This window comes from Micromonospora sp. NPDC049891, from assembly GCF_040660295.1.
Classification (GTDB): domain Bacteria; phylum Actinomycetota; class Actinomycetes; order Mycobacteriales; family Micromonosporaceae; genus Micromonospora.
The window spans coordinates 1-22,402 of sequence record NZ_JBFAML010000034.1 but is presented as its reverse complement, the minus strand read 5'-3'; the positions used below and the strand labels follow the sequence as shown (position 1 = coordinate 22,402).

General features: G+C 73.7%; 16 protein-coding genes, 1 rRNA gene and 1 pseudogene. 3 read left to right on the top strand and 15 right to left on the bottom strand.

Translation table 11 applies throughout. The annotated features are described in order from the left end of the window. Positions 1-62: 62 nt before the first annotated feature. The 7 genes and pseudogenes from AB0I71_RS28630 to recN form a co-directional block, all read right to left on the bottom strand. Positions 63-2,267, bottom strand: a pseudogene (locus tag AB0I71_RS28630) (hypothetical protein); the annotation flags it as partial. Beyond that, positions 2,267-3,442 (bottom strand): glycosyltransferase family 4 protein, encoded by a 1,176-nt coding sequence (locus tag AB0I71_RS28625; RefSeq protein ID WP_357589828.1) that lies wholly within the window; start codon positions 3,440-3,442, stop codon positions 2,267-2,269. The pseudogene AB0I71_RS28630 and the gene AB0I71_RS28625, both read right to left, overlap by 1 nt. A 52-nt stretch (positions 3,443-3,494) precedes the next feature. After that, on the bottom strand, positions 3,495-5,129 hold the full coding sequence (locus AB0I71_RS28620) for a lipid II flippase MurJ (RefSeq protein ID WP_357589892.1): 1,635 nt from the start codon (positions 5,127-5,129) through the stop codon (positions 3,495-3,497). A gap of 1 nt (position 5,130) precedes the next feature. Beyond that, positions 5,131-5,997, bottom strand: coding sequence for a hypothetical protein (locus AB0I71_RS28615; protein ID WP_357589890.1), 867 nt, complete (start codon positions 5,995-5,997; stop codon positions 5,131-5,133). Between the two features lie 81 nt (positions 5,998-6,078). Further along, positions 6,079-7,020: a copper transporter gene (locus AB0I71_RS28610; protein ID WP_357589826.1), complete on the bottom strand. Its 942-nt coding sequence runs from the start codon at positions 7,018-7,020 to the stop codon at positions 6,079-6,081. Positions 7,021-7,047: 27 nt separating this feature from the next. Continuing rightward, positions 7,048-8,226 (bottom strand): putative cytokinetic ring protein SteA, encoded by a 1,179-nt coding sequence (steA, locus tag AB0I71_RS28605; protein WP_357589824.1) that lies wholly within the window; start codon positions 8,224-8,226, stop codon positions 7,048-7,050. A gap of 118 nt (positions 8,227-8,344) precedes the next feature. Continuing rightward, a complete protein-coding gene (gene recN, locus AB0I71_RS28600) occupies positions 8,345-10,102 on the bottom strand; it encodes a DNA repair protein RecN (protein ID WP_357589822.1) in 1,758 nt (585 codons plus the stop codon). A 91-nt stretch (positions 10,103-10,193) separates the two neighbouring features. Between recN and AB0I71_RS28595 the strand changes: the two genes are divergently transcribed. Beyond that, complete coding sequence (locus AB0I71_RS28595; protein WP_357589820.1) at positions 10,194-11,183, top strand: helix-turn-helix domain-containing protein; 990 nt, start codon at positions 10,194-10,196, stop codon at positions 11,181-11,183. A 50-nt stretch (positions 11,184-11,233) separates the two neighbouring features. Here the strand turns inward: AB0I71_RS28595 and AB0I71_RS28590 are convergent, their stop codons facing one another. From AB0I71_RS28590 to AB0I71_RS28570, 5 genes are all read right to left on the bottom strand, one after another. Next, positions 11,234-14,953 (bottom strand): S8 family serine peptidase, encoded by a 3,720-nt coding sequence (locus AB0I71_RS28590; RefSeq protein ID WP_357589818.1) that lies wholly within the window; start codon positions 14,951-14,953, stop codon positions 11,234-11,236. A gap of 196 nt (positions 14,954-15,149) precedes the next feature. Next, positions 15,150-16,034 (bottom strand): NAD kinase, encoded by an 885-nt coding sequence (locus tag AB0I71_RS28585; protein WP_357589816.1) that lies wholly within the window; start codon positions 16,032-16,034, stop codon positions 15,150-15,152. A 165-nt stretch (positions 16,035-16,199) separates the two neighbouring features. Beyond that, positions 16,200-17,060, bottom strand: coding sequence for a TlyA family RNA methyltransferase (locus tag AB0I71_RS28580; RefSeq protein WP_357589814.1), 861 nt, complete (start codon positions 17,058-17,060; stop codon positions 16,200-16,202). Positions 17,061-17,076: 16 nt separating this feature from the next. Next, positions 17,077-17,298 (bottom strand): hypothetical protein, encoded by a 222-nt coding sequence (locus AB0I71_RS28575; protein WP_357589812.1) that lies wholly within the window; start codon positions 17,296-17,298, stop codon positions 17,077-17,079. A 22-nt stretch (positions 17,299-17,320) separates the two neighbouring features. Next, entirely contained in the window at positions 17,321-17,902 is a 582-nt protein-coding gene (locus tag AB0I71_RS28570; RefSeq protein ID WP_357589810.1) for a hypothetical protein, read from the bottom strand. Between the two features lie 111 nt (positions 17,903-18,013). Between AB0I71_RS28570 and AB0I71_RS28565 the strand changes: the two genes are divergently transcribed. Beyond that, on the top strand, positions 18,014-18,352 hold the full coding sequence (locus tag AB0I71_RS28565; RefSeq protein WP_093409767.1) for an SCP2 sterol-binding domain-containing protein: 339 nt from the start codon (positions 18,014-18,016) through the stop codon (positions 18,350-18,352). A gap of 14 nt (positions 18,353-18,366) precedes the next feature. Here the strand turns inward: AB0I71_RS28565 and AB0I71_RS28560 are convergent, their stop codons facing one another. Then, positions 18,367-19,380, bottom strand: coding sequence for an HAD-IIA family hydrolase (locus AB0I71_RS28560; RefSeq protein WP_357589808.1), 1,014 nt, complete (start codon positions 19,378-19,380; stop codon positions 18,367-18,369). Next, the gene (locus AB0I71_RS28555; protein WP_357589806.1) at positions 19,377-20,393 is read right to left on the bottom strand and encodes a Replicase polyprotein 1ab; all 1,017 of its coding nucleotides are present in this window, start codon (positions 20,391-20,393) and stop codon (positions 19,377-19,379) included. Before AB0I71_RS28555 ends, AB0I71_RS28560 begins: the two co-directional genes overlap by 4 nt. Here AB0I71_RS28555 and AB0I71_RS28550 point away from each other — a divergent pair. Then, complete coding sequence (locus tag AB0I71_RS28550; protein WP_357589804.1) at positions 20,343-22,214, top strand: hypothetical protein; 1,872 nt, start codon at positions 20,343-20,345, stop codon at positions 22,212-22,214. The genes AB0I71_RS28555 and AB0I71_RS28550 overlap by 51 nt on opposite strands. Positions 22,215-22,308: 94 nt before the next feature. Here AB0I71_RS28550 and rrf read toward each other — a convergent pair. Then, positions 22,309-22,402, bottom strand: a 5S ribosomal RNA gene (gene rrf / locus AB0I71_RS28545); the annotation flags it as partial.

Sequence of the window (22,402 nt, the reverse complement as noted above, 5' to 3'; positions counted from 1 at the left end):
TGCCGCACCCGGGTACCGCCGCTTGGTCACCCGGTCGCGACCTCGGCCGACGACCGCGCGCCCGGTCCGCCGTCACCCGGCCCACCATCGGTTGGCCCGCCATCGGTCGGCCCGCCATCGGTCGGACCACCACCGGCTGGCCCACCGTCAGCGGGACGCTCCGCGCCCGGCCGGGTCCGGTCCGCCGAGTGGTCGAGCACCCGCAGCGCTGACAAGGCCGCCATCGGCACCACCACGGCCGCCGCGGCCCCGGCCACGTCCAGCGCCGCGGCACCCAGCAGACCGCCGATCACCGCCGCCACGGCGGTGCCCGCCATCGCCGCCCGGATGGCCGGGTAGATGCCGAACAGCCGCATGAGCCCGCCCCAGGGCTGCAGCAACGCGAACCAGACCAGCAGCGCACCGGCCAACGCCAGCACCGTCAGCGGACTGTTGACGAGCGTCTCGAAGCTGGCGGCGCTGGACCGTTGCACGGTCAGCCCGCCGGTGCCGTCGCCGAGCGCGGCCAGGAAACGGCCCAGGCTGCCCCGCTCCGCCGGAGCCCGGCCCAGATCCACCACGGCGAACCCGACAGTCACGGCCAGCCCGGCCATTGCCGCCCAGGCGAGCCGGGTCAGCGTCAGCCAGCCACCCGCACTGATCGCCGCCGCCACGCTCACCCCCGCGGTAAGCGCGATCGCGCCGATCGAGTCGGCACCCAGGTACGGGCTGCCGACGATCACCACGGCGGCCCCGCCCACGATCACCATGACGGTCGGCCGCCAACCACGGCGTACCCGCTGGGCGAGCCAGCCGGCGCTGAGCAGGGCAGCGGCGACGAACACGCCGAGCCCGACGGTGCCGAGCCCGGCGTAGCGGCCCCCCTCCAGCGCGGAGTAGCCGACCACACCGTTGAGCTGCAACCGGGCACCGGTGACGACGTCCAGGCCGACGGCCAACGTGGTCAACCCGGCCACCGCGCCGAGCGGGCCCAGCGTGGTGCGGTACCCGGGGGCGAGCCGTACCAGCAGCGTCGTGGCGGCCAGCAGCACGGCGGTCAGCCCGGCGAACGAGGCCGCCGGATGCGCGAAGCGCCACCACGGCGCGGCCTCGGCGACAAGCGCCGCGGGTATCGCGAGCGCGGCGGCGACCAGCAGCACCTCCACCGTCGCCACCACCGGACGCGGCACCGGTTTCGGCCCGTACGGGCCGGCGTGCCGGCGGGCCCGGCGCAGCAGCGGCAGCACCGCCACGGCAAGTGCCACCTGGACGATGGCCAGCAGGGTGAAGAAGCCGCCGGCCACCTCCCGCTGGGCGGCGGCCTCCCGGTCCGCGTCCGCGGGCTCGGCGATCGCGGCGGACAGATCGGCCGGCCGACCACCGACGGACTCGGCGGGTCGACCCAGGAACGGCCGGTCCGGCATCGGACGCCCCAGGACGGACAGCGCGGTCGGGGCCAGATCGATGAGTTGCAGGTAGCCCTGGCGGCCGGTGCTGGGCGAGGTCAGCCAGCCCTCCTCCCAACCTGGGCCGTGGGCGACGGCCACGTGCAGTCGGGACGGCCGCTCGGTGTCGGAGACCCCGGCGACGATCACCAGTGAGCGCGGGGGACGACCGTCGAGCACCCGGGCCAGTTGGGCGTCCGCCGCTTCGGCCGACGCTGCCCGTACCGCCGGATCGACGCCCTCCACCGTGCCGAGATCGACGATGCTGAGCACACAGGAACCGAGCAGCCCGGCCGGGTCCGCCGGCAGAGTCGGCGCGTACCTGTCGACCCGGCCGAACGGCCGGGCGGCGGCCACCGCCGCGCCCGGTCCGACCGCCACCGAGCACCGCACCGACTCCGACAGCGCACCGGGCACCGTGCCCCACGGCAGCCGCTCCTGGTTGTGCAGGGCGACGCTCTCCTGGTCCGGCAGGTTCGCACCGATGCCGTCCGGCTGCTCCAGCGTCACACCTACCGGCGGGCACTGCCCGTCCGCGCTGCGGCTGCCGGGCCAGGCGGCGAAGCTACCCGCGCCGAGGGTCAACCAGCCGTCCACCGGACAGGTGGGCCGGTGCGCCGAACGCACCGACAGCGACCCGATCGAGCCTTCCCGGGCCAGCCGCCACAGCGTCGGCGTACGCTCCGCGTCCACGTCGTCCCAGCGCAGCCCGGCCACTCCGACGAGGACCACGTAGTCGGCGCTCTGGCGGGCCGGCGGGTTCTGCGGGCGGGCGGCCAGTGCGGTGACACCGAGCGCCACCACCACCAGGGTGAGCAGGATCGGAGCGATACGGCGCAGCATCACCGGCGTCCCGTCGACGGTGCGTCGGCGTCCGGCGTCGCCGGTCCGGCCGGGCCGGGCGCCAGCTCGGCGTAGAGCGCCAGCAGTTGGGCGAGGGTCTGCGCCTCGGTCGGCCAGGTCGACGCCCGCGCCGCGCCGCGCCGCGCCAGTTCGGTGCGGCCGGCCTCGTCGTCGAGCAGGCCGCGCACCGCCGCGTCGACCGCGTCCACGTCACCCGGTGACACCAGCACCGCCGCGTCGCCGACCAGGTCCGGCAGACCACCCACCGCGGTCGCCACAAGTGGTACGCAGGCCCGCAACGCCTCCTGCGCGAACAGCTGACGGGCCTCCCAGTCGCTGGTGACCACCGCGAGGTCGGCGCCGGTGAGCAGGTCGGCCACGTCGGTGCGGTGCCCCAGCAGGGTGACCGGTGCCCGGGCGGCGCTGATCCGGGCGGCCAGCGGCAGGTAGGCCGGTCCACTGCCGGCGATCACGACAACCGGCGGTGGGGTGCGCTCCCGCCACCGGGCCGCGGCGTCCACCAGCACGTCGTACCGCTTCTGCGGATGCAGCCGGCCCACCGACAGGATCAACGGCTGGTCGGCGGCGACAGCGAACTCGGCGCGCACAGCGGCCCGGCGGCGGCGCGGCGCGGACAGTTCGGGGGCGGCGACCGGGGCGAGCCGGGCATCCCCGGCGCCCAGCGCGGCGGCCCGCGCCACCAGGTCGGCGGAAGCGCCGAGGGTCACCCGGGCGCCCCGCGCCACGATCCGCTCCACCAGCCGGGACACGGCGCCGCGCACCCCGCCGGCCAGCACCGCGTTGTGCCAGGTGACCACGAGCGGGGCGGGCGGCCGGGCCAGCACCGCCACCAGTCCGGCGCGCAGCCCGTGCGCGTGCACCACGCTGACCTGCTCCGTGGCGAGCAGCCGGCGCAGCACGCTCACCGCGCGGGCGTCGGCCGGGGTGGGGCTCGCCGGGATCTCCACCGGCCGGAATCGGGCGCCGACGGCCACGAAGTCGAACTGGTCCTGAGTCGCCGCCGGCCCGCAGACCAGCACCGGCTGCCCGGCCGCGGCCAGCCCTCGCGCCACCGACCTGACATGCTGGCCGACCCCGCCGGTGCTGGAGGCCAGCAGCAGTACCACCGTGCCCGGCCGGCCCGGAACGGCCGCCGACCCACTCGTCGCGCTCACCGGACCAACTCTCCGTTCGCGACTGCGGGGCTCGCAAGCTCACTCCTCGCGCTCACCGGGACGCCTCCTCCTTCCGGTCACCTGACCGGGCCCGGCGTAGGCGTCGACCCAGCCCAGTCAGCAGTGGCCGCAGGTCCTGCCGGTCGACAAGCCACACCAGGGCGAGGAACACGACAGCGACCAGGACTCCGGACAGCATGCCCTGCATCAGTGCCGTCCACCGCGCCGGGGGGTCGCCCCCGGCGTCAAGCAGCCGCAGCACCGCCACCGCGGCGACGGCGGCCGTGCCACCGGCCAGCAGGCCGGCACCGCCGGCCCGGCCGGCACCGGCGAGCGCCTCCCGGCCGGCCGAGCGGGCGACCGCGACCAGCAACAGTGCACCGAGCAGCAGCATCCCCGCCGAGTTGGCCAACGCCACCGCCAGCACCCGGTCGGCCACCGGCAGCAGCGCGGACAACGGAAGCAGCACCAGCGGCACCGCGAGCCAGCCGGCGGTGATGGTGGCGGTGGCCGCCCGGGTCGCGCCGCGGGCGTACAACGCCCGCGACAGCACCGCGAACAGCCCGTATCCGACCAGTCCGGGAGCGTAGCCGGCGATCGCGGCGGCGGTCGCGTCGCTGGAGAGCGGAAAGAACCGTCCGATCGGTCCGGCCGCACCGACAAGTAGTGCGGCGCCGAGGAAACTGAACAGCAGCACCCCACGCAGCGTCGCCGACAGCACGTCCCGGTAGGTCCGCTCGTCGGCGCCCGCCGACGCGGCCAGGGTCGGGTACGCGGCGGTGGCCAGCGGCACCGCCAGCACCGCCCAGGGCAGCAGGTAGAACGTCTGCGCCAGGTTGAACACCTGGAACGCCTCGGTGCGGCCGCTGGAGAGCCGGTAGAGGATCACCGCCAGCGCCACCTGCTGGGCGGTGACCGTCACCACACCGGCCACCGCCAGCCCGCGTACCCGGGCCCGGGCGTCGGCCGGGAACGCGTACCCGGGGCGCAGCGTCAGCCGCAGCCGACGCAGCGGGATCAGCAGCGACAGTGACAGCACCACCACGCCGAGGGTGGTGCCGACCGACAGGATCAGCTCACCGCCGCGGCCGGCCTGCGCCACGCTCGCGCCGGTGCCGGCCGCCCCGGCGAAGACCAGGTAGACGACGACCACCGTGAGGCTGGACAGCAGCGGGGCGATCACCGGCCAGGCGAACCGCCGGTGCGCCTGGAGCACGCCGGTGAGCACGATGCCGATGCCGTACAGCGGCAGTTGCGGCGCGAAGACCCGCAGCATCCGGGCCGCCGAGGCCAGTTCCTCAGGCGACCGACCGTCACCGAGCGCGGTGATGATCGGGCCGGCGGCCAGGGCCACCAGCACCGCCAACGGCACGAGCAGCGTCACCGTCCAGGTGAGCAGGGCACCGGTGGTGGCCGCCACCGCCCGCCGGTCCCCCGCCGCGACCGCACCGGCGAGCAGCGGTACGACCAGACTGGCCAGCGCGCCACCCGCGACGATCTCGAAGATGATGTTCGGGATGGTGTTCGCGAGCAGGTACATCGCGCCCAGGTCGCTGCCCTGCACCACCCAGGTGAACACGGCGGTACGCCCGAACCCGGCCAGCCTGCTGACCACTGTGAGTACGGCGATGAGGGCCGCCGCTCCGGCCACCCGGCCGGCGCCGGCGAGGGGAGCCGGTCTGGTCACGTCAGTCGGCGCGTCGGCCCAGCGCGTCGAGTTCACGCAGCCCCGGCGTGCTCGCGATGACCTTCGTGAAGCTCACCTTCTCGCTGGCGGCGGTGAGCCCGGCGAGGACGGCGAGCAACCCGGCCCGGCCCGCCGGGCCGGTGCGGGCGGCCATCGCCACCCCGAGCACCGCGCCGAGGGCGTTCGCGCCGCTGTCGCCGAGCATCACGTCCTCGGCGAGGTCGGCGGAGAGCAGCCCGGCGGCAGCGCCGACGGCGCCCGAGGCGATCCCACCGTGCCGGCCACCACTGAGCGGCGTGCCGAGCAGCAGACCCGACTTCAGTGCCCGTCCGGGGCGCAGGTCGAGCAGGTTGACCAGGTTCGCCGTACCGGCCACCACCCCCGCGCCGAGCAGCACGTCGACGCCCCGTCCCCAGCCGCTCTGCCGCTGTCGGCGACGGTGCCCGACCACGCCGGGATCGGCGGAGAGCAGGATCGCCGCGCCCAGACCGGCGGCACCCACTCCAACGATCTTGACGAGGCCGGCGGTGACCCGGCCCTGCCGCAGCGCGGCCAGATGCCCGGCGAAGCCCTTGGCCGCCTTCTGCTCCGGGCGCGCGCCGACGACGTCGTCGTAGAGACCCACGGCACCGGCACCGAGCCCGGCCACCAGGGTCGCCGCCCCGGCCGGCACGCTCGCCGAACCACAGGCCCCGGCACCCGAGGCACCCAGCGCGAGTGCCGGGCCGGCGGCCAGGGTGACGGTACGTCCCCGGAAGTTCGTGCGTTCCAGTGCCGGCGCAGCCGGTGCGGTACGGATCCCGTGTAACGCGTACCGGGCGGCGACCGCCCCGATCCCGGCTGTCAGGAGTCGACCGAGGACCGTCACGTCACCGTCCCGCTCACTCACGCCATCCCCTCCCGCCGGCCGGCGGAGATCGTCGGAATCGGACACCGGGGTGCCTCGGGTTCACTGGGGCAGTCTAGGCACCAGCGAGGCGGCGCTGTCACCGACGCCGTACTGACCGGCCTTACGCTCGGTGAGCTGCTGCACCAACGCCAGGGTGGTGACCAACTGGCCCTGCACCGTGTTGGCGTTGTCGATCGTCGAGATGGTCTGGGTGAGCACCGCGTCGCCCCGTACGAAGGCCACCAGGTTGCCGCCGGCCGAACCGTTGCCGGCGACCACGATGCCCCCGGTCCGGTCGAACTGTTCGGCGATCTTGACCACGGACTCGTCCTTCTTGGCGGAGTCCTTGTCCACGTACGGCTGCCCACTGATCACCACGACGGCCTCCGCCGGCGCGTTGACCCGGTCGGAGGTGGTCAGGTAGTTGGCGTTGCCGTACGCGGCCAGCACCGCCCGCCGGTCGGCCTCGGTGACCGGCTCGGCACCGGCGGGCTGGTCCAGCAGCACGGTGGCCAGCAGGGCGCTGGAGGTCTCGACGCCGTGGCCGTTACCGGGCAGGCCCGCGGTCGGCGCGCTTGTGGGTCGGGCCGCGGTGACCGCCAGTTCGAGCAGGTCGTTGTTGTTCTCCGGGTTGATGAACTTGTCCTGCAGGTCGATGCGCCCGGTGACGTCGGCACCGGCCAGCTGGAGCATCTTGAGCACACCCTCGGTGTGGTCGCGGCCGGTGGGCAGGCTGAGCACCAGCACCCGCTTGCCGCTGAGCGTGCCCGGCAGCATCACCTGGGCCATCTCGGCGGCGAACTCCTCCTCCAGCTCCAGTTCCCGCTGCATGCTCTGGACCGCCTGGCGCATCTGCTGGTTGTCCTTGCGCAGCTCGTTGACGGTCTCCCTGAGCGAGTCCGCGACCGGGCCGTTGAGTGCGGCTGTACCGACCACCAGGCCGATCGCCAGGGCGAGGAAGACCGCGGTCAGGGACACCACGTGGTACCGGAAGTTGATCACGCTTGAAGCCTCTTGATCGGTCGGGAGCTAGAAGAGCTGGCCGAGCTGGAACACAAAATTGTCCCACCACTCGGAGACCACGCCCAGGTACGCCTTGCCGACGGTGGAGACGGCCACCGCCGAGGCCATGGCGGCGAGTGCCGAGAGGACCAGCAGCAGCAGGGACGACCCCGAGATGCTCTGCCGGTACAACCGGCTGACGCCCTTGGCGTCGACCAGCTTGCCACCGACCTTGAGCCGGGTGAGGAACGTCGACGCCATGCCACCGCGCCCCTTGTCGAGGAACTCGACGAGCGTGGCGTGGGTACCCACCGCGACGATCAGCGAGGCACCCTTCTCGTCGGCCAGCAGCATGGCCAGGTCCTCGCTGGTGGCGGCGGCGGGGAAGGTCACCGCCGGCACCCCCAGGCCGTTGACCCGGGGCAGCCCCGGCGCCCGCCCGTCCGGGTACGCGTGCACGATCACCTCGGCGCCGCAGCGCAGCACGTCGTCGGTGACCGAATCCATGTCGCCGATGATCATATCGGGGGTGTAGCCCGCCTCGACCAGAGCGTCGGCACCACCGTCGACGCCGATCAGCACCGGCTTGAATTCCCGGATGTACGGGCGCAGCACGTCCAGGTCGGCCTTGTAGTCGTAGCCCCGGACCACGATCAGGCAGTGCCGGCCCTGCACCTCGGTGGCGATCTCGGGCACCCCGACGCCGTCGAGCAGCAGGTCGCGCTCCTGCTTGAGGTAGTCCATGGTGTTGGCGGCGAAGGCCTCCAACTGCACCGACAGGCCCTCCCGGGCGTCGGTCATCGCCTTGGCCACACTCTCGGCGTCCTGGAGGCTGCCGTGCGCCACCGGATCGTCGTCCAGGTAGACGGTGTTGCCCTCGATGCGCACCGTGTCGCCCTCACGGATCCGCTCGAAGATGCCCTCGCCGAGGTCGTCGAGCAGCGGAATGCCCGCCGAGATCAGCACCTCCGGCCCGAGGTTGGGGTAACGGCCGGAGACCGACGGCTTGGCGTTGAGCACCGCGCCGACACCGACCGCGACAAGCGAGTCGGCGGCGACCCGGTCCAGGTCGACGTGGTCGATGACCGCGATGTCGCCGGGGCGGAGCCGGCCAACCAGCCGCTTCGTACGGCGGTCGAGGCGCGCGGTGCCGAGGATTCGTCCCGGTTCCGAGTTCCGGGCCCGGCGCAACGTGGGTAGACGCATCGTGACCATCCTGGCATGTGAGGCAGGCGAATCTGTCGCGACATGCCTGAGCAGGGCCGCCTACCCAGGGAAGCACACATGGGCGAAGGCCGGTGTGCCTCCGCTCACAATCGCGGTCTCAGGACCGCCGTTCCCTGGCCGCCACGGCCAGGAGTTCCTCCGCGTGAGCGATACCCAGATCCGAATCCGGCAAACCCGCGAGCATCCGGGCGAGTTCCCGGGCCCGCTCGGTGTCCTCCACCACCCGGACCCCGCTGGTGGTGACGGCACCGCCGGTGTCCTTGGCCACCACCAGGTGCCGGTCGGCGAAGGCGGCGACCTGAGGCAGGTGGGTCACCACCAGGACCTGGTGGCTACGGGCCAGCCGGGCCAGCCGCCGGCCGATCTCCACCGCCGCCTGACCACCCACCCCCGCGTCGACCTCGTCGAAGACGAGCGTCGGCGGGCCTCCGGAGCCGGCGAAGACCACCTCGATGGCGAGCATCACCCGGGACAGTTCACCGCCGGAGGCACCCCGTTGCAGCGGCAGGGACGGCGCGCCGGGATGCGCCAGCAGCCGCAACTCGACCTCGTCGCCGCCGTCGGGCCCGACGCCGACGTCGACGCCGTTGACCGGCAACGTCGGTTCGGTCCGACCGGCGGGTCGGGGCAGCACCGCCACCTCGATCCGGGCGTGCGGCATCGCCAGCCCGGCCAGCTCGACGGTGACCTGCTCGGCGAAGCGCGCCGCCGCCTCCTGCCGGGACGCCGACAGCCGGCCGGCCAACTCGGCCACCTCACCGGCCAGCCGGGACGCCTCCCGATCCAACTCGTCGAGCAGTTCGTCGGAGTTGTCCAGCTCGGACAGTCGGGTCCGCGCCCGCTCCGCCCAGGCGATCACACCGTCGACGTCGTCGGCGTACTTGCGGGTCAACGCACGCAGCGCGGCCCGTCGCTCGTAGAGGGCCTGCAACCGGGCCGGGTCGGCGTCCAGACCGGTGAGGTACGTGGACAGCTCCACCGAGACGTCGGCGACGAGCGTGGCCGCCTCCTCCAGGCGGGCGGCCAGCTCACCGAGCGCCGGATCGGTGCCGGCCTGCGCCTCCAGCGTGCGCCGGGCGGTGCCCAGCAGCGTCGAGGCGTCCGGGGTGTCGTCGGCGGCCTCCAGGCCGCCGGCCACGCACTGATGGGCCAGTTGGGCCGCGGTACGCAGGCCCTCCGCGTGCTCCAGCCGCTGCGTCTCCGCCTTCAGCTCGTCGTCCTCACCCGGTTGCGGATCCACCCGGGTGATCTCGTCGAGGCCCAACCTCAGCAGGTCGGTCTCCTGGTGGCGTTCCCGGGCGTTGCGTCGCCGGTCGGCCAGGTCGTCCACCACCCGACGCCACCGGGTGAACGCGTCCCGGGTCGCGTCGAGCAGCTTCTCGTGCTCGGGGCCGGCGAACCGGTCCAGCGCGGCCCGCTGCTCGGCCGGGCGCAGCAGGCGCAGCTGATCGGACTGGCCGTGTACGGCCACCACCTGCTCGCCGACCTCGCCGAGCATCGACACCGGCATGCCACGGCCACCCAGGTGGGCCCGCGACCGCCCTTCCACCGTGACCGTACGGCTGAGCAGCACACAGCCGTCCTCGTCCGGCTCACCTCCGGCGTCGGTGATCCGGGCGTGCACCGTCTCCGCCACCCGGCCACCGAGGCGCAACCGACCCTCGACGACGGCACGGCCGGGTTCGGCCCGTACCCGACCGGCGTCGGCCCGGCCGCCGAAGAGCAGGCCGAGGCCGGTCACCACCATGGTCTTGCCAGCACCGGTCTCGCCGGTGATGACGTTCATCCCGCCGGTCAACGGCAGCGTGGTGTCCTCGATGACGCCCAGTCCGGTGATGCGTAGCTCCTCCAGCACAGCAACCGACAGTAGACGCGTGGCCCGACACTTGACCAGCCAGCGCGGGCCGCGGCGTGCCCCGACCGGCGTCGTCGTACAGTTCTGCCTCATGTTGGAGGTGATCGGCCTGACCCCGGCGGAGGAGGAGCTCTACCGCTGCCTGGTGCAGCTCACCAGGGCACGGGTCGAGGAGTTGGCCGAGCGGCTGCACCGCCCCCGTACGGACGTCCTCACCCACCTCGACGCCCTGCGCGCCAAGGGGCTGGTGCTGCCGGTCGGCCCGGAACCGGACGCGCCACTGCGTCCGCTCGCGCCGGATGTCCCGCTCGGCGGGGTGCTGCTGCGCCAGCAGGAGGCGCTGGAGACGGCCCGGGCCTCGGTCACCCAACTCGCCGAGGAGTACCGGGCCGCGATGCGCCGGCACGACGCCGAACACCTGGTCGAGGTGATCACCGGAACGCGGATGCTCCGCGAACGCCTGCGCGACCTGCAGAACGCCGCCCGGGACGAGGTGCTCTGGTTCTGCCGGGCCAACCCGCTGGCGATGCCCGGTCAGGACAACGTCGAGGAGTTCCACGCCCTCGCCCGGGGCGTACGCTACCGGGCCATCTACGAACGCGAGATGCTCCTCGAACCGGGCGCGTTGCAGGACGTCGAGCAGGGTGTACGCGCCGGCGAGCAGGCGCGGGTCCTCGACCGGCTGCCGGTGCGCCTGGCCATCGTGGACGGTCGGACGGCGGTCTGCCCCCTGGTGCCGGATCGCAGCAGCGGTGAGCCGAGCGCCGCGGTGATCGGCCGCAGTCAGCTGCTCGACGCACTGCTGGCCCTCTTCGAGAGCCACTGGCGGACCGCCACGCCCCTGCGCTCCGCCGGGCCGGCTGAGCGGCGGGCCGACCCGGCGGCGGGCTACCGGCCGGACGCCGACGAGGCGCGGCTGCTGTCGCTGTTCGTGGCCGGGGTGCCGGACAAGTCCATCGCCTCGCAGCTCGGCGTCAGCCGGCGGACCGTGCAGCGCCGGCTCGCCGACCTGATGGCCATCGCCGGCGTGGACACCCGGCCGGGGCTGGCCTTCCAGGTCGCCAGGCGAGACTGGATCTGAATCGGACCGGCGCGGGCGGGGTGACCTGCCGGCCACCCCGCCCGGCCGCCTCAGCGCAGCCCGTACGCGTCGATCACGGTCTGCTCGACGGTGTTCCCGGCCCGGTCGCTGGCGTGCACCCGCAGCGACACGGCGCCTTGGCCGGCCGGCACGGTGGCGGTGTAGCGGCTGCCGTGCGCCCGCACCGACGCCGTGCGCCAGGTCCGCCCGGCGTCGAAGGACACCTCGACCCGCAGGCTGGTGCCGACCGGGGCGGCTACCCCAGCCGGTTGGCGCAGGGTCAGGCCGAGCTTGTGTGACCGCTTGCCGGACACCTCACCACGCAGGTCGGCGGGCACCTGGTAGTCGACCTGGAGCAGTGGTAGCGGGGTGGCCTCGCTGCTGGCCGGGCGGGCCGAGGTGAACTGCCACGCCGTCTCGGTCCGGGTGGCGTACCGCCACGCCTCGGAGGAACGTCGGGTGGACACGTCCAGCCGGTAGCGGGCCGGTCCGGCGATGGTGGGCACCGGTGCCCAGCCGGCGGAGAGGTCCGCGATCTGCCGCCCGTCCCGGCTGACCCGGGCCTCGACAGTTGTCGGCTCCTCGCCGGAGCCGGCGTCACCGACGTGGCCGTTGGCGTCGACGAACTCGGCCACCCGCAGGTCCAGGCTGTCACCGCTCCGGCGGGGCACCGGGCCGGCGCCCCCGGCCGGCACGGCGGGGCGGACCACCGGGGCGTGCCAGCTCTCGGTCACCCGGTCGGTGGCGGCGTACCGCCGGGGCTCCTGGGTCAGGCCGTCCCTCAAAATCCCCCAGGAGAACATCATCTTGTGCAGCACCCGGTGCTGCCACCAGTTGTCCCCCGAGCTGACGAACTCCTTGCGGGTGGTGCCGTTGCGGACCAGGCGCTGGTCGTCGTTCCAGGCGTACGCCTGCCAGGGACGCCAGCCGAATCGCTGCTCGGTGGCCCAGTCCGCGCCGGTGCCGCCGTAACTCGCGGTCACCTCGGCGGTGTTCTTCGCCGTCACGGCGTGGACGACCCGCTCCGGCACCCGTCCCTTCGACACCTGCCACACGTCGTAGAGGTAGGGGCTGTCCACGGTCAACGTGAGGTCCAGCGTCGCCCGACCCTTGCGGGCGGCCGCGATCAGCCGCTGCCCGTCGTCGTACGCCACCACCATCGAGGGAATCGGAAGCCGGTCGCCGTCCGGACGCCACACCGTCCAGGCGCTGAAGTCCGCCGGCCGCACGATCAGCACCGCGGCGGCGCCGGCGGCAGCGGCAGCGGCGATCTGGTCCTCCTCCGAGCGGTCCGGGTCGGCACCGAGCAGCACGGCGGCGTCCCGCACCCGGGTCAACTCAGCGGGCCTGCCGGTGCCGGCCCAGAGCAGCGGCAGCTTCCGCCGTCCGGTCGGCGCCGGCGACGTACCCAACAGGTTGATGTCGGTCGGGCCGGACACGCCGCTGATCCTCGCGTCCACCATCGGCGCGACGAGCTGCCAGCGGGAGGCGAACTCGAACTCTCCCACCCGCACCGGTCGGGTCGGCGTCACGTTCACCTGCTGGACGGTGCTGAACGCCATTACGCCGTGGTCGATCTGTCGGCCGTTGCCCAGCACCCGGTGCACGTAGAAACTGAGCGACGCCCGCTGTTCGGCCGGTTTCGGTGTCTCGATCCGCACCGGGGTGCCCTTGCGCGCGTCCAGCACCACCGTCAGATCCCTGTCGACTGTCAGTTCCGGCTCGATCAGGGAGGTCAGCTGCTCGTCCAGGGGCGCGCCGTGCTCGACGAGCGCGGTCAGCAGGTACGTGCCCTGCTCGACCCGCAGGGTGCCCTCGCCCGGCCACCAACCCCAGTAGTCCGACTCGGGTTGCTCGCCGAAGAGCGTCAGGCCCGGTGAGAGGGTCGGCTCACCCTGCCGGTCCAGCACCTTGACGGTGACCTGGTGGATCGGGCGGGAGAGGGTGAACGCGACAGGCGTCCGCACCGCGACGCCGTTCGTGCCGGTCGCCACCAACCAACCTCCGTGCGGCCCGGGGGCCAACTTCGCCGGGTCGGCGCGCAGCGCCACGGGCACGCTGCCGCCGGCCGGGACGGTGACCTGACCTGTCGTGAAGGTGACACCGTCGGTCTCGGGCACGCCGGTGTCGGTGTTGCGCAGGTCCAGGGCGAGCCGCAGGGTCTGCGGGGCCGACGTGCCGTTGGTGTACGTGACGTGCCGCTCGACAGTGCCGCCGTCGTCGACCACCCGACCGAAGTCGGCGGTGGCCGAGGCGTACACCCGCTGGCCGAGCGCCCGGGCCACGTCCACCCGGCCTCCGCCCTGCTCGAAGACGGTGAGCGACGAGTTCGCCTTGGTGGTGCTGACCAGCGCGTCCTTGAGCTTCCCCGCGGTCCAGTCGGGGTGCTGCTGGGCGAGGATCGCCGCGGCTCCGGCCACGTGCGGGGTGGCCATCGAGGTGCCGGAGGCGGTCGTGTAGCCCTGGTCCACAGGCGTACCCATGCTGGTGCCGGCCGACCGGGCGGCGACGATGCCGACGCCCGGCGCGGTGATCTCCGGCTTCAGGCCGTTGTCACCTAGACGCGGCCCTCTGCTGGAGAAGACCGCCAGATTGTCGTCACGGTCGACCGCACCGACGGTGAGGGCCGAGGTCGCCGCTCCCGGTGAGCCGACGGTACGCGCCGCGCCGGAGTTGCCGGCGGCCACCACGAACAGCGTTCCGGTCCGCGCGGTCAGGTCGTTGAGCGCCTGACTCGTCGGATCGGTGCCGTCGGTCGGGTCGCCGCCGAGGCTCAGGTTGACCACCGTCGCGCCGGACTCGGCGGCCCACTCCATCCCCGCGATGACGTCCGAGTCGAAGCCGGCGCCGCTGTCGTTGAGAACCTTGCCGACCAGCAGGCGCGCGCCGGGTGCCACGCCCTTGCGCAGACCACCCGACGCGGCGCCGCTGCCGGCGACGGTCGCGGCGACGTGCGTGCCGTGGCCGTGCCCGTCGCGGGCGCTGCCACTGCCGGAGAAGTCCCGCGCCTCGGCGATCCGACCGACCAGGTCCGGGTGGGTGTCGTCGACACCGGTGTCGAGCACGGCCACCGTGACACCGCTGCCGTCGCGGCCGGCCGCCCAGGCCGCGGGCGCGCCGATCTGCGGGACGCTGTGCTCCAGTGCCGGCCGGACCCGCCCGTCGAGCCAGACGCTGGCGATGCCGGCGCCCAGCGGCGGGGCGGTGGCCGACGGGGACTGCCGGGCCGCCGGAGGGCCGGCCAGCTGCGTCCACAGGCCACCGACGTCGTCCTTGCCGACCCGGACGGCCGCGCCGTTGATGCTCGCCAGAGGACGGGCCTCGGCCGCGGCGACCAGTGGGCGGACCCTGCCGGCGGCCGGCTCCCGGTAACGCACGATGAGCGGCAGGACGTCCCGGGTGCCGTAGCCGTCCTCGGCGAGTTCCTGCACGTCGAACAGGTTGGCGTCGAGCACGCCGCTGGAGACGTACGGCAGGACGTCGCTGGGCAGCACCCGCAGCCCACCGTCGACCTCCATGGTCTGGAAGATGACCCGTTCCCGGCCGGGACCGGGCCGGACGGTCGCGGCCACCCGGCCGGACGCCGCCGGGGCGAGGTCGACCTGGTCACCGGTGATCAGGGTGATCCGGACGGACCCGGCACCGGTGACTGTCGGCCCTGATGGCGGGCCGCTGGGTTGAGCGGGCGGGTCGGCGGACACGGGAGTGGCGAGTCCGATGGCCAACGCGCCGGCCGCGCCGGCGATCAGCCAGCGTGAGGGCCTGTGCATGCGATGCGCTCCTCTGCTCCGGGGGCCGATCAATCGAAGATCGACCGCTCGGAGTCTGCGACGCGGTGCACCGCACGGTCACTAGGCGGGTTACGCCGTACCGGCGACATGTCGCCAGGTGGACACCGAACCGACAGCTGACCGGCGGGTAAATGTCCGGCCGGTTACGGCTGACGCGTCACGAGGCGGGGTTCGGTCAGCGGCGGTTGCCCCGCCAGCCGTGCACCGGAAGGTCGAACTTGGCCACCAGGCGCGCGGTGAACGACCGGTCGCGCAGCCGGACGACCCGCACCGGCAGGGTGCCCCGCCGCACGGTGACCCGGGCGCCCGGCGGCAGGTCGTAGACCCGCCGCCCGTCGCAGCAGAGCACCGCCAGGGTGGTGAACGGGTCGACGGTTATCGAGATGGTGGAGGTGGGGGCGGTCACCAGCGGCCGGCTGAACAATGCGTGGGCGCTGATCGGCACCAGCAGCAACGCCTCCACCTCGGGCCAGACCACCGGCCCACCGCCGGAGAAGGCGTACGCCGTGGAACCGGTGGGGGTGGCACAGACCACGCCGTCACAGCCGTAGCGGGACAGCGGTCGCCCGTCGACGTCGACGAGCAGTTCCAGCATCTGGGCCCGCTCACCCTTCTCGACGCTGATCTCGTTGAGCGCCCACGACTCGATCGTCGGCCCACCGTCGAACTCCGCGGTCACGTCGAGGGTGAGCCGCTCGTCGACGCTGTAGTTGCGGCTCACCACGTCGCGGACCGCCACGTCGAGATCGTCGATCTCCGCTTCGGCGAGGAAACCGACCTTCCCGAGGTTGATACCGAGCAGCGGCACCTTCGCCGGGCGGGCCAGTTCCGCGGCGCGCAGGAACGTGCCGTCCCCGCCGAGCGCGAAGACGATCTCAGCGCCCTCGGCCGCTTCCGGTCCGGTCACCGGCACCACGCCCGGCAGGTCGAGGTCCTCGGCCTCCTCGGCCACCACCCGCACCTCGAACCCGGCGGCGATCAGGTCCGCGGCGACCGTGCGGGCGTGCTCGGTGCTGCGTCGGCGGCCGGTGTGCGTCACCAACAGGGCCGTGCGGGTCACCGGGACGACCGCCCGGGAACACCGCGCTGCTGGTTCGCGCGCGCCGCCACGCTGCTGTGCCAAACGGTTCGCTCGCTCCGCTCGCTCACGCCGCCGCCTCGCTCCGCTCCCCGGCAGCGCGAGCCGCCACGCTGCTGTGCCAAACGGTTCGCTCGCTCCGCTCGCTCACGTGGCCACCTCCTCCGTCGCCTCGTCCGGCCCGTCGCCGGACGTCACCGGGCCGGCTGGCCCAGCCGTCACCACGGTCCGCACCCGGTGCGGGTCTGCCGGTGGCGCGTCCCGGCGTAACCATACGAAGAACTCGACGTTGCCGCTCGGCCCCGGCAGCGGGCTGGCCGCGAGGTCCGCCAGCCCCAGCCGCAGCGTCGCGGCCGCCGTGGCGACATCCAGCACCGCCTGTGCCCGAAGTTCCGGATCACGGACCACCCCACCGGCTCCGACCCGCTCCCGACCCACCTCGAACTGGGGCTTGACCATCAGCGCGAGGTCACCGTCGGCCCGGGTGCAGGCCGCCAGGGCCGGCAGCACCAGTCGCAACGAGATGAACGACAGGTCGGCGACGGTCAGGTCGACCGGGCCCCCGATCGCCTCGGGGGTCAGCGTCCGGACGTTCGTGCGTTCGAAGACCCGTACCCGGGAGTCGTTGCGCAGCGACCAGGCGAGCTGGCCGTAGCCGACGTCCACGGCGACCACCTCGGCGGCGTCGGCGCGCAGCAGCACGTCGGTGAAGCCGCCGGTGGACGCGCCGGCGTCGAGGCAGCGTCGACCAGCCACCACCAGCCCCGCGGGGGCGAACGCGGCGAGCGCGCCGGCCAACTTGTGCCCGCCCCGGGAGACGTACTCCGAGCTGGGGTCGGCACCACTGACCAGCAGCGGATCTGCGGGGTCGACCATCGCGGCGGCCTTGCGGGCCGGCACCCCGCGCAGCTGCACGCGGCCGGCCTCCACCAACGCGACCGCCTGCTCGCGTGAGCGGGCCAGACCGCGACGGACGAGTTCGGCGTCCAACCGGTTACGCCGTGCCATGGATGGACGCGCCTCCTCAGGTCTGGTCGATGGTGGCCAGCGTCTCCCGCAACGTCTGGTACGCCGCCTCGTACTGGGCGATCTGGTCGGCGGGGCCGAGAGTCGCGGCGTTGGCGATCGCCTGCACCGCGGCGTCCACCGCCGGATGACCCCCGTCCTGCCCGCCCGTATCGGTCCAGCGCTGCGGCGGTGGACCAGGGCGCGGTCCCGGCGGCGGGCCGGGTCGCGGCGCGGTCATGCCGCCACTTCCCCTCGCCCGGTCACGCGACACCGTCCGGGCGCGGCGGGCGGGGCGGGGCGGCCTTCGCCGGTCGCGGCGTCGGTTCACCATCGGCGGTACGCACGACGGTTCCGGACGCCTTCTTCGCCACGGTCTTCTTCGCAACCGTCTTCTTGGCCACCGCCTTCTTGGCCACCGCCTTCTTCGCGACAGCCTTCGTCGGTGGGGCCGCGGCGGCGGTCGGTGGCGTGCCGACGGAGGGGGTGTCGGCGGACCCGGTTGCCGTCAGGAGGCCCGGCTCGGTGCCGCTGGTGGGCGTCCCGGGGGCGGCCCGAAGTTGACGTTCCAACTCGCGCACCCGGCGGTCCAGCTCGGCGACCTCCTCGGCGGTGGCCAGGCCCACCGCACCGAGCGCCCGCTCGACCTCGAACCGCACCAGCTTCGTCAGAGCCTCGCGGTTGGCCGCGCCGGTCGACCGCAACTCCTCGGCGAGGGTCTGGAGTTGGGCGGCTGTCGCTCCGGTCGATCCCATCGCCCGGCGCACCGCGTCCTGCGCCTTCTTCCGGGGCGCCTCCGTCAGGCCCATGGCCAGTTCGAGGTAGGCGCGCCACGCGTCCTGCATGCCTGAGTCCTTTCGCCCGGCGGCTGTGCAGGTGTCACGCTACCGGGCCGCCGGAACCGTCCTGTGCGGTACGGTGCCGGGAGACGACGTGGTGTGGCGAGGAGGCGATTGGTGGCCACGGTGGACGAGTGTCGGCAGGCGTTGCAGGATCTGGCCGCCCGGCTCGAACGCAACGCGGAGACCGTCCGTGATCGCGTGGACCTGGATCGCACCCTGGCCTGCCGGATCACCGACCTGGAGACCGCCTTCCACGGTCGGCTAACCGGCGGAAGGCTCGTGGAGCTCGCCGACGGTGACGACCCGAAGGCGAAGATCGCGATGAGCACCACAAGTGACGACCTGCTCGCCCTGGTACGCGGCGACCTCGACGTCACCCGCGCGGTCGCCAACCGCCGCGTGTCGATCAAGGCGAACCCGTTCGACCTGATGAAGTTGCGCAAGCTGCTCTGAGCCGGCAGGCCCGGTCAGGTCGCCAGGCCGAGCTTCTCCAGTGCCTTCCCCGCCTCCGGGGACGCCGGCCGGACCGGGCCGGACGGGTGGCGGTGCCAGGCAACCGCGCAGAGCGCGGCGAGCGCGTCCAGCGCATCCCCAGAGCCGGACAGCTGCCAGTCGTCGGCTCCGGTGGTCACCTGCCAGTCGCCGTGGCCGGCATCCGCCGCCGGCACCCGCACCACACCGCCGGGGTCGAAGAGCCCGGTCAGGTCCCACGACACGTACGTCGGTCGTCGCTCGGTGGGCGCGGCGAGCAGCTCGGCGGCGTCGCTGACACCTGTGAGAACCAGCAGGCTGTCCAGGCCGGCCCGGTTGGCACCCTCGATGTCGGTGTCCAGCCGATCGCCGACGACCACCGTACGACCGCCGTCCGCCCGCCGGGCGGCGGTGGCGAACAGTTCCGGCGCCGGCTTACCGACGATCTCGTCCGGGTCCCGGCCGAGGGCGGTGGCCAGCGCGGCGACAAGTGCACCATTGCCCGGCAACGGTCCACGCCCGCTGGGCAGGGTCCGGTCGGTGTTCGTGGCCACCCAGGTCGCTCCGGCCCGTACCGCCACCGCCGCCTCGGCCAGATCGGCCCAGCCCACCTGGGGGCCGTACCCCTGGATCACCGCGACCGGAGCCTCGTCCGCCGTGGCGACCGGCGTGAGCCCGGCCTCGCGGATCTCGGATCGGAGCGCGTCAGCTCCCACCACGAGCACCGGCGCTCCGGCGGGTAGCCGCTCACCGAGCAGTTGGGCGGCCGCCCCGGCACTGGTGAGCACCTCCTCCGGTCGCGCCGGCACGCCCATTCCGGTCAGCAGGTCGGCCACGTCGGCGGCACGGCGCGAGGCGTTGTTCGTCGCGTACGCGACCGCTCGGCCCTCACCGTGCAACCGGGCGACCGTCTCGACCGCACCGGGGATCGGCTGGTCGATCAGGTAGATCACCCCGTCCAGGTCGAAGACGACCAGGGCGTAACCGTCCACCAGCCGGTCCCCGCTCATCGCTGCCGCGCCTCCGGCTCGTCGGTCCCGTCCGCCGGGTCCGCGTCGAGTTCGGCGACCTCCGGGGCGGCTCCGGGCGCGGCCTCGATGTCCGGTGCCACGTCCTCGGCGACGTCGCCGTCGGCCGCGTCCCGCTCACCATCAGGGCCCGACGCGTCGACCGCCTGGGACTGGGCCGGGAACTCCGCGCCGGCCGGCTGATCGTCGGCGGACTGATCGTCGATCGGGTGGTCGTCCGTCCGTTCCTCGACCGCCACGTCATCGCCGTTCGGCTTCCCGACAACCGCCGCGTCGGCCTGCGGCTCGTCGGACGCCAGGTCGCTGCCGGCCGGATCGTCTTGGTCGGAAACCTCGGCGGTGGTCGACGGGCCGGCGTCCGGGCGGGCCGGCACGGCGCCGGGGGCACCCGGACCAGCAACCAGTTCCTCGGTCACCTCGTCCTCGTCGTCGCCCTCGATGACCACACCGTCGAGTTCGAGCAGCCGCTCGGCCGCGTCGGTCTCCGCCTCGGTGTCCACCTCCGCCGCGCGGGAGAACCACTCCCGCGCCTCGGCCCGCCGTCCCACGGCCAGCAGAGCGTCGGCGTACGCGTACCGCAGCCGTGCCGTCCACGGCTGCACGGCGTCGGTGGTCAGGTCGGGGACCTGGAGCATCGCCACGGCCGCGTCCCGCTGGCCGAGGTCGCCGCGGGCGCCGGCAGCCACGATCAGCAGTTCGATCGCGACGGCCGGGTCCAGCTTCTCCTGGTCGGCGCCCCGGAACAGGTCGATGGCGCGCTCGGGCCGCCCCAGTGCCCGCTCGCTGTCCGCGATCACCGCCAGGTGGCTCTGCGCGCCACTCATCCGGTGGTACGTCCGCAGCTCGGCGATGGCCGACTGCCACTCCCCGGCGTGGTAGGCGGCCAGGCCGACAGCTTCCCGGACCGCGGAGATGCGCGATGCGAGCCGGCGAGCGGCAAGTGCGTGCGCGAGCGCCTCGGCCGGGTCCTCGTCGATCAGTTGCCCGGTCGCCACGAGGTGCCGGGCAACGGTGTCCGCGACCGGCTTCGCCAGCGACAGCAGTTCGGCGCGGACGTCCTTGTCCAGGTCGGTCGCGACGATCTCGTCAGGAAGCGCCGGCGCCTCCGCACGCCCCTCCTCGGCCGAGCCCGGTCCGTCCCGGTCGTCACGCCGTCCGAACCGACGCTCACCGTCCCGGTCGTCCCGGAATCCGCCGCCACGGCGGTCGCCGCCACGCTCGTCCGCGCCACGACGGAATCCGCCGTCCCGGCGATCGGCGAAGCCGCCCGCTCCGCGAGCGCCGTCCCGATCCCGGAACCCACCCTCGCGACGGTCGCCCCCACGGAAGCCACCTTCACGGCGCTCGCCGCCACGGAAACCGCCCTCGCGACGCTCTCCGTCCCGGAACCCGCCTTCACGGCGGTCACCGCCACGGAAGCCACCCTCACGGCGGTCACCGCCGGAGCTGTCGCCATCGCGACGGTCCCGGAACCCGCCGTCCCGACGCTCACCGTTCCGGAATCCACCCTCGCGACGGTCGCTCCCACGGAAGCCACCTTCACGGCGGTCACCGCCACGGAAACCACTGTCGCGGCGCTCACCGCCGTCACCACGATCGTTGCCCCGGAAGCCACCGTCCCGACGGTCACCGTCCCGGAAGCCGCCCTCACGACGGTCACCGCCACGGAAGCCGCCCTCACGGCGCTCTCCGTCCCGGAACCCGCCCTCACGACGGTCGCCCCCACGGAAACCACCCTCACGACGGTCACCGCCACGGAAGCCGCCCTCACGGCGCTCTCCGCCACGGAACCCGCCCTCACGACGGTCGCCCCCACGGAAACCACCCTCACGGCGCTCTCCGTCCCGGAACCCGCCCTCACGACGGTCACCGCCACGGAAACCACCCTCACGACGGTCACCGCCACGGAAACCACTGTCGCGGCGCTCACCGCCGTCACCACGATCGTTGCCCCGGAAGCCGCCTTCACGGCGGTCACCGCCACGGAAGCCACCTTCACGGCGCTCTCCGTCCCGGGACCCGCCCTCACGACGGTCACCGCCACGGAAGCCGCCCTCACGACGGTCACCGCCACGGAAGCCGCCCTCACGACGGTCACCACCACGGAAGCCGCCCTCACGGCGCTCGCCGCCACGGAAGCCACCTTCGCGGCGCTCGCCGTCCCGGAACCCGCCCTCACGGCGCTCACCGTCCCGGAACCCGCCCTCACGACGGTCACCGCCACGGAAGCCACCTTCACGGCGCTCGCCGCCACGGAAACCACCCTCACGACGGTCGCCGCCACGGAAACCACTGTCGCGGCGCTCACCGCCGTCACCACGATCGTTGCCCCGGAACCCACCGTCCCGACGGTCACCGTCCCGGAACCCGCCCTCGCGACGGTCACCGCTGCGGAACCCGCCTTCGCGGCGCTCGCCGCCACGGAACCCGCCGGAGCGTTCGCCATTGTCGCGCCGGAAACCGCCCTCACGACGGTCGCCGTCGCGGCGTTCGGCCCCACGGAAGCCGCCAGTGCCACGGTCCCGGTCGCCGGAGCTGTCGCGCCCGCCGAATCCACGGTCGCTGCGGTCACCCCGGAACCCACCACCAGAGCGGCCGCTGTCGCGGAAGCCGCCCTCGCGACGGTCGCCGTCCCGACGGAAGCCTCCGGACCGGCCACGGTCGCCGCCGAATCCGCCGCCATCGCGTCCGTCGCGGGAGCCCCGCTCCTCTCCCCGGTCCTGGCTCGACGGGCGGTCGCCGCGGCGGGATCCGCCGTCGCGATCCGCAGGCCGACCCTCGTAACCCCGGGGGCGGTCCCCGCCCTGAGGTGCTGAACTCACAGGTACATCCTTCCTGAGTACGTCGTATCAACGACGCAACGCAGTCGAGGGCCGACCCGATTCCGGGTGGCCCTCGACTGTGACGTGTGTCCGGCGGTGTCCTACTCTCCCACACCCTCCCGGGTGCAGTACCATCGGCGCTGGAGGGCTTAGCTTCCGGGTTCGGAATGAGACCGGGCGTT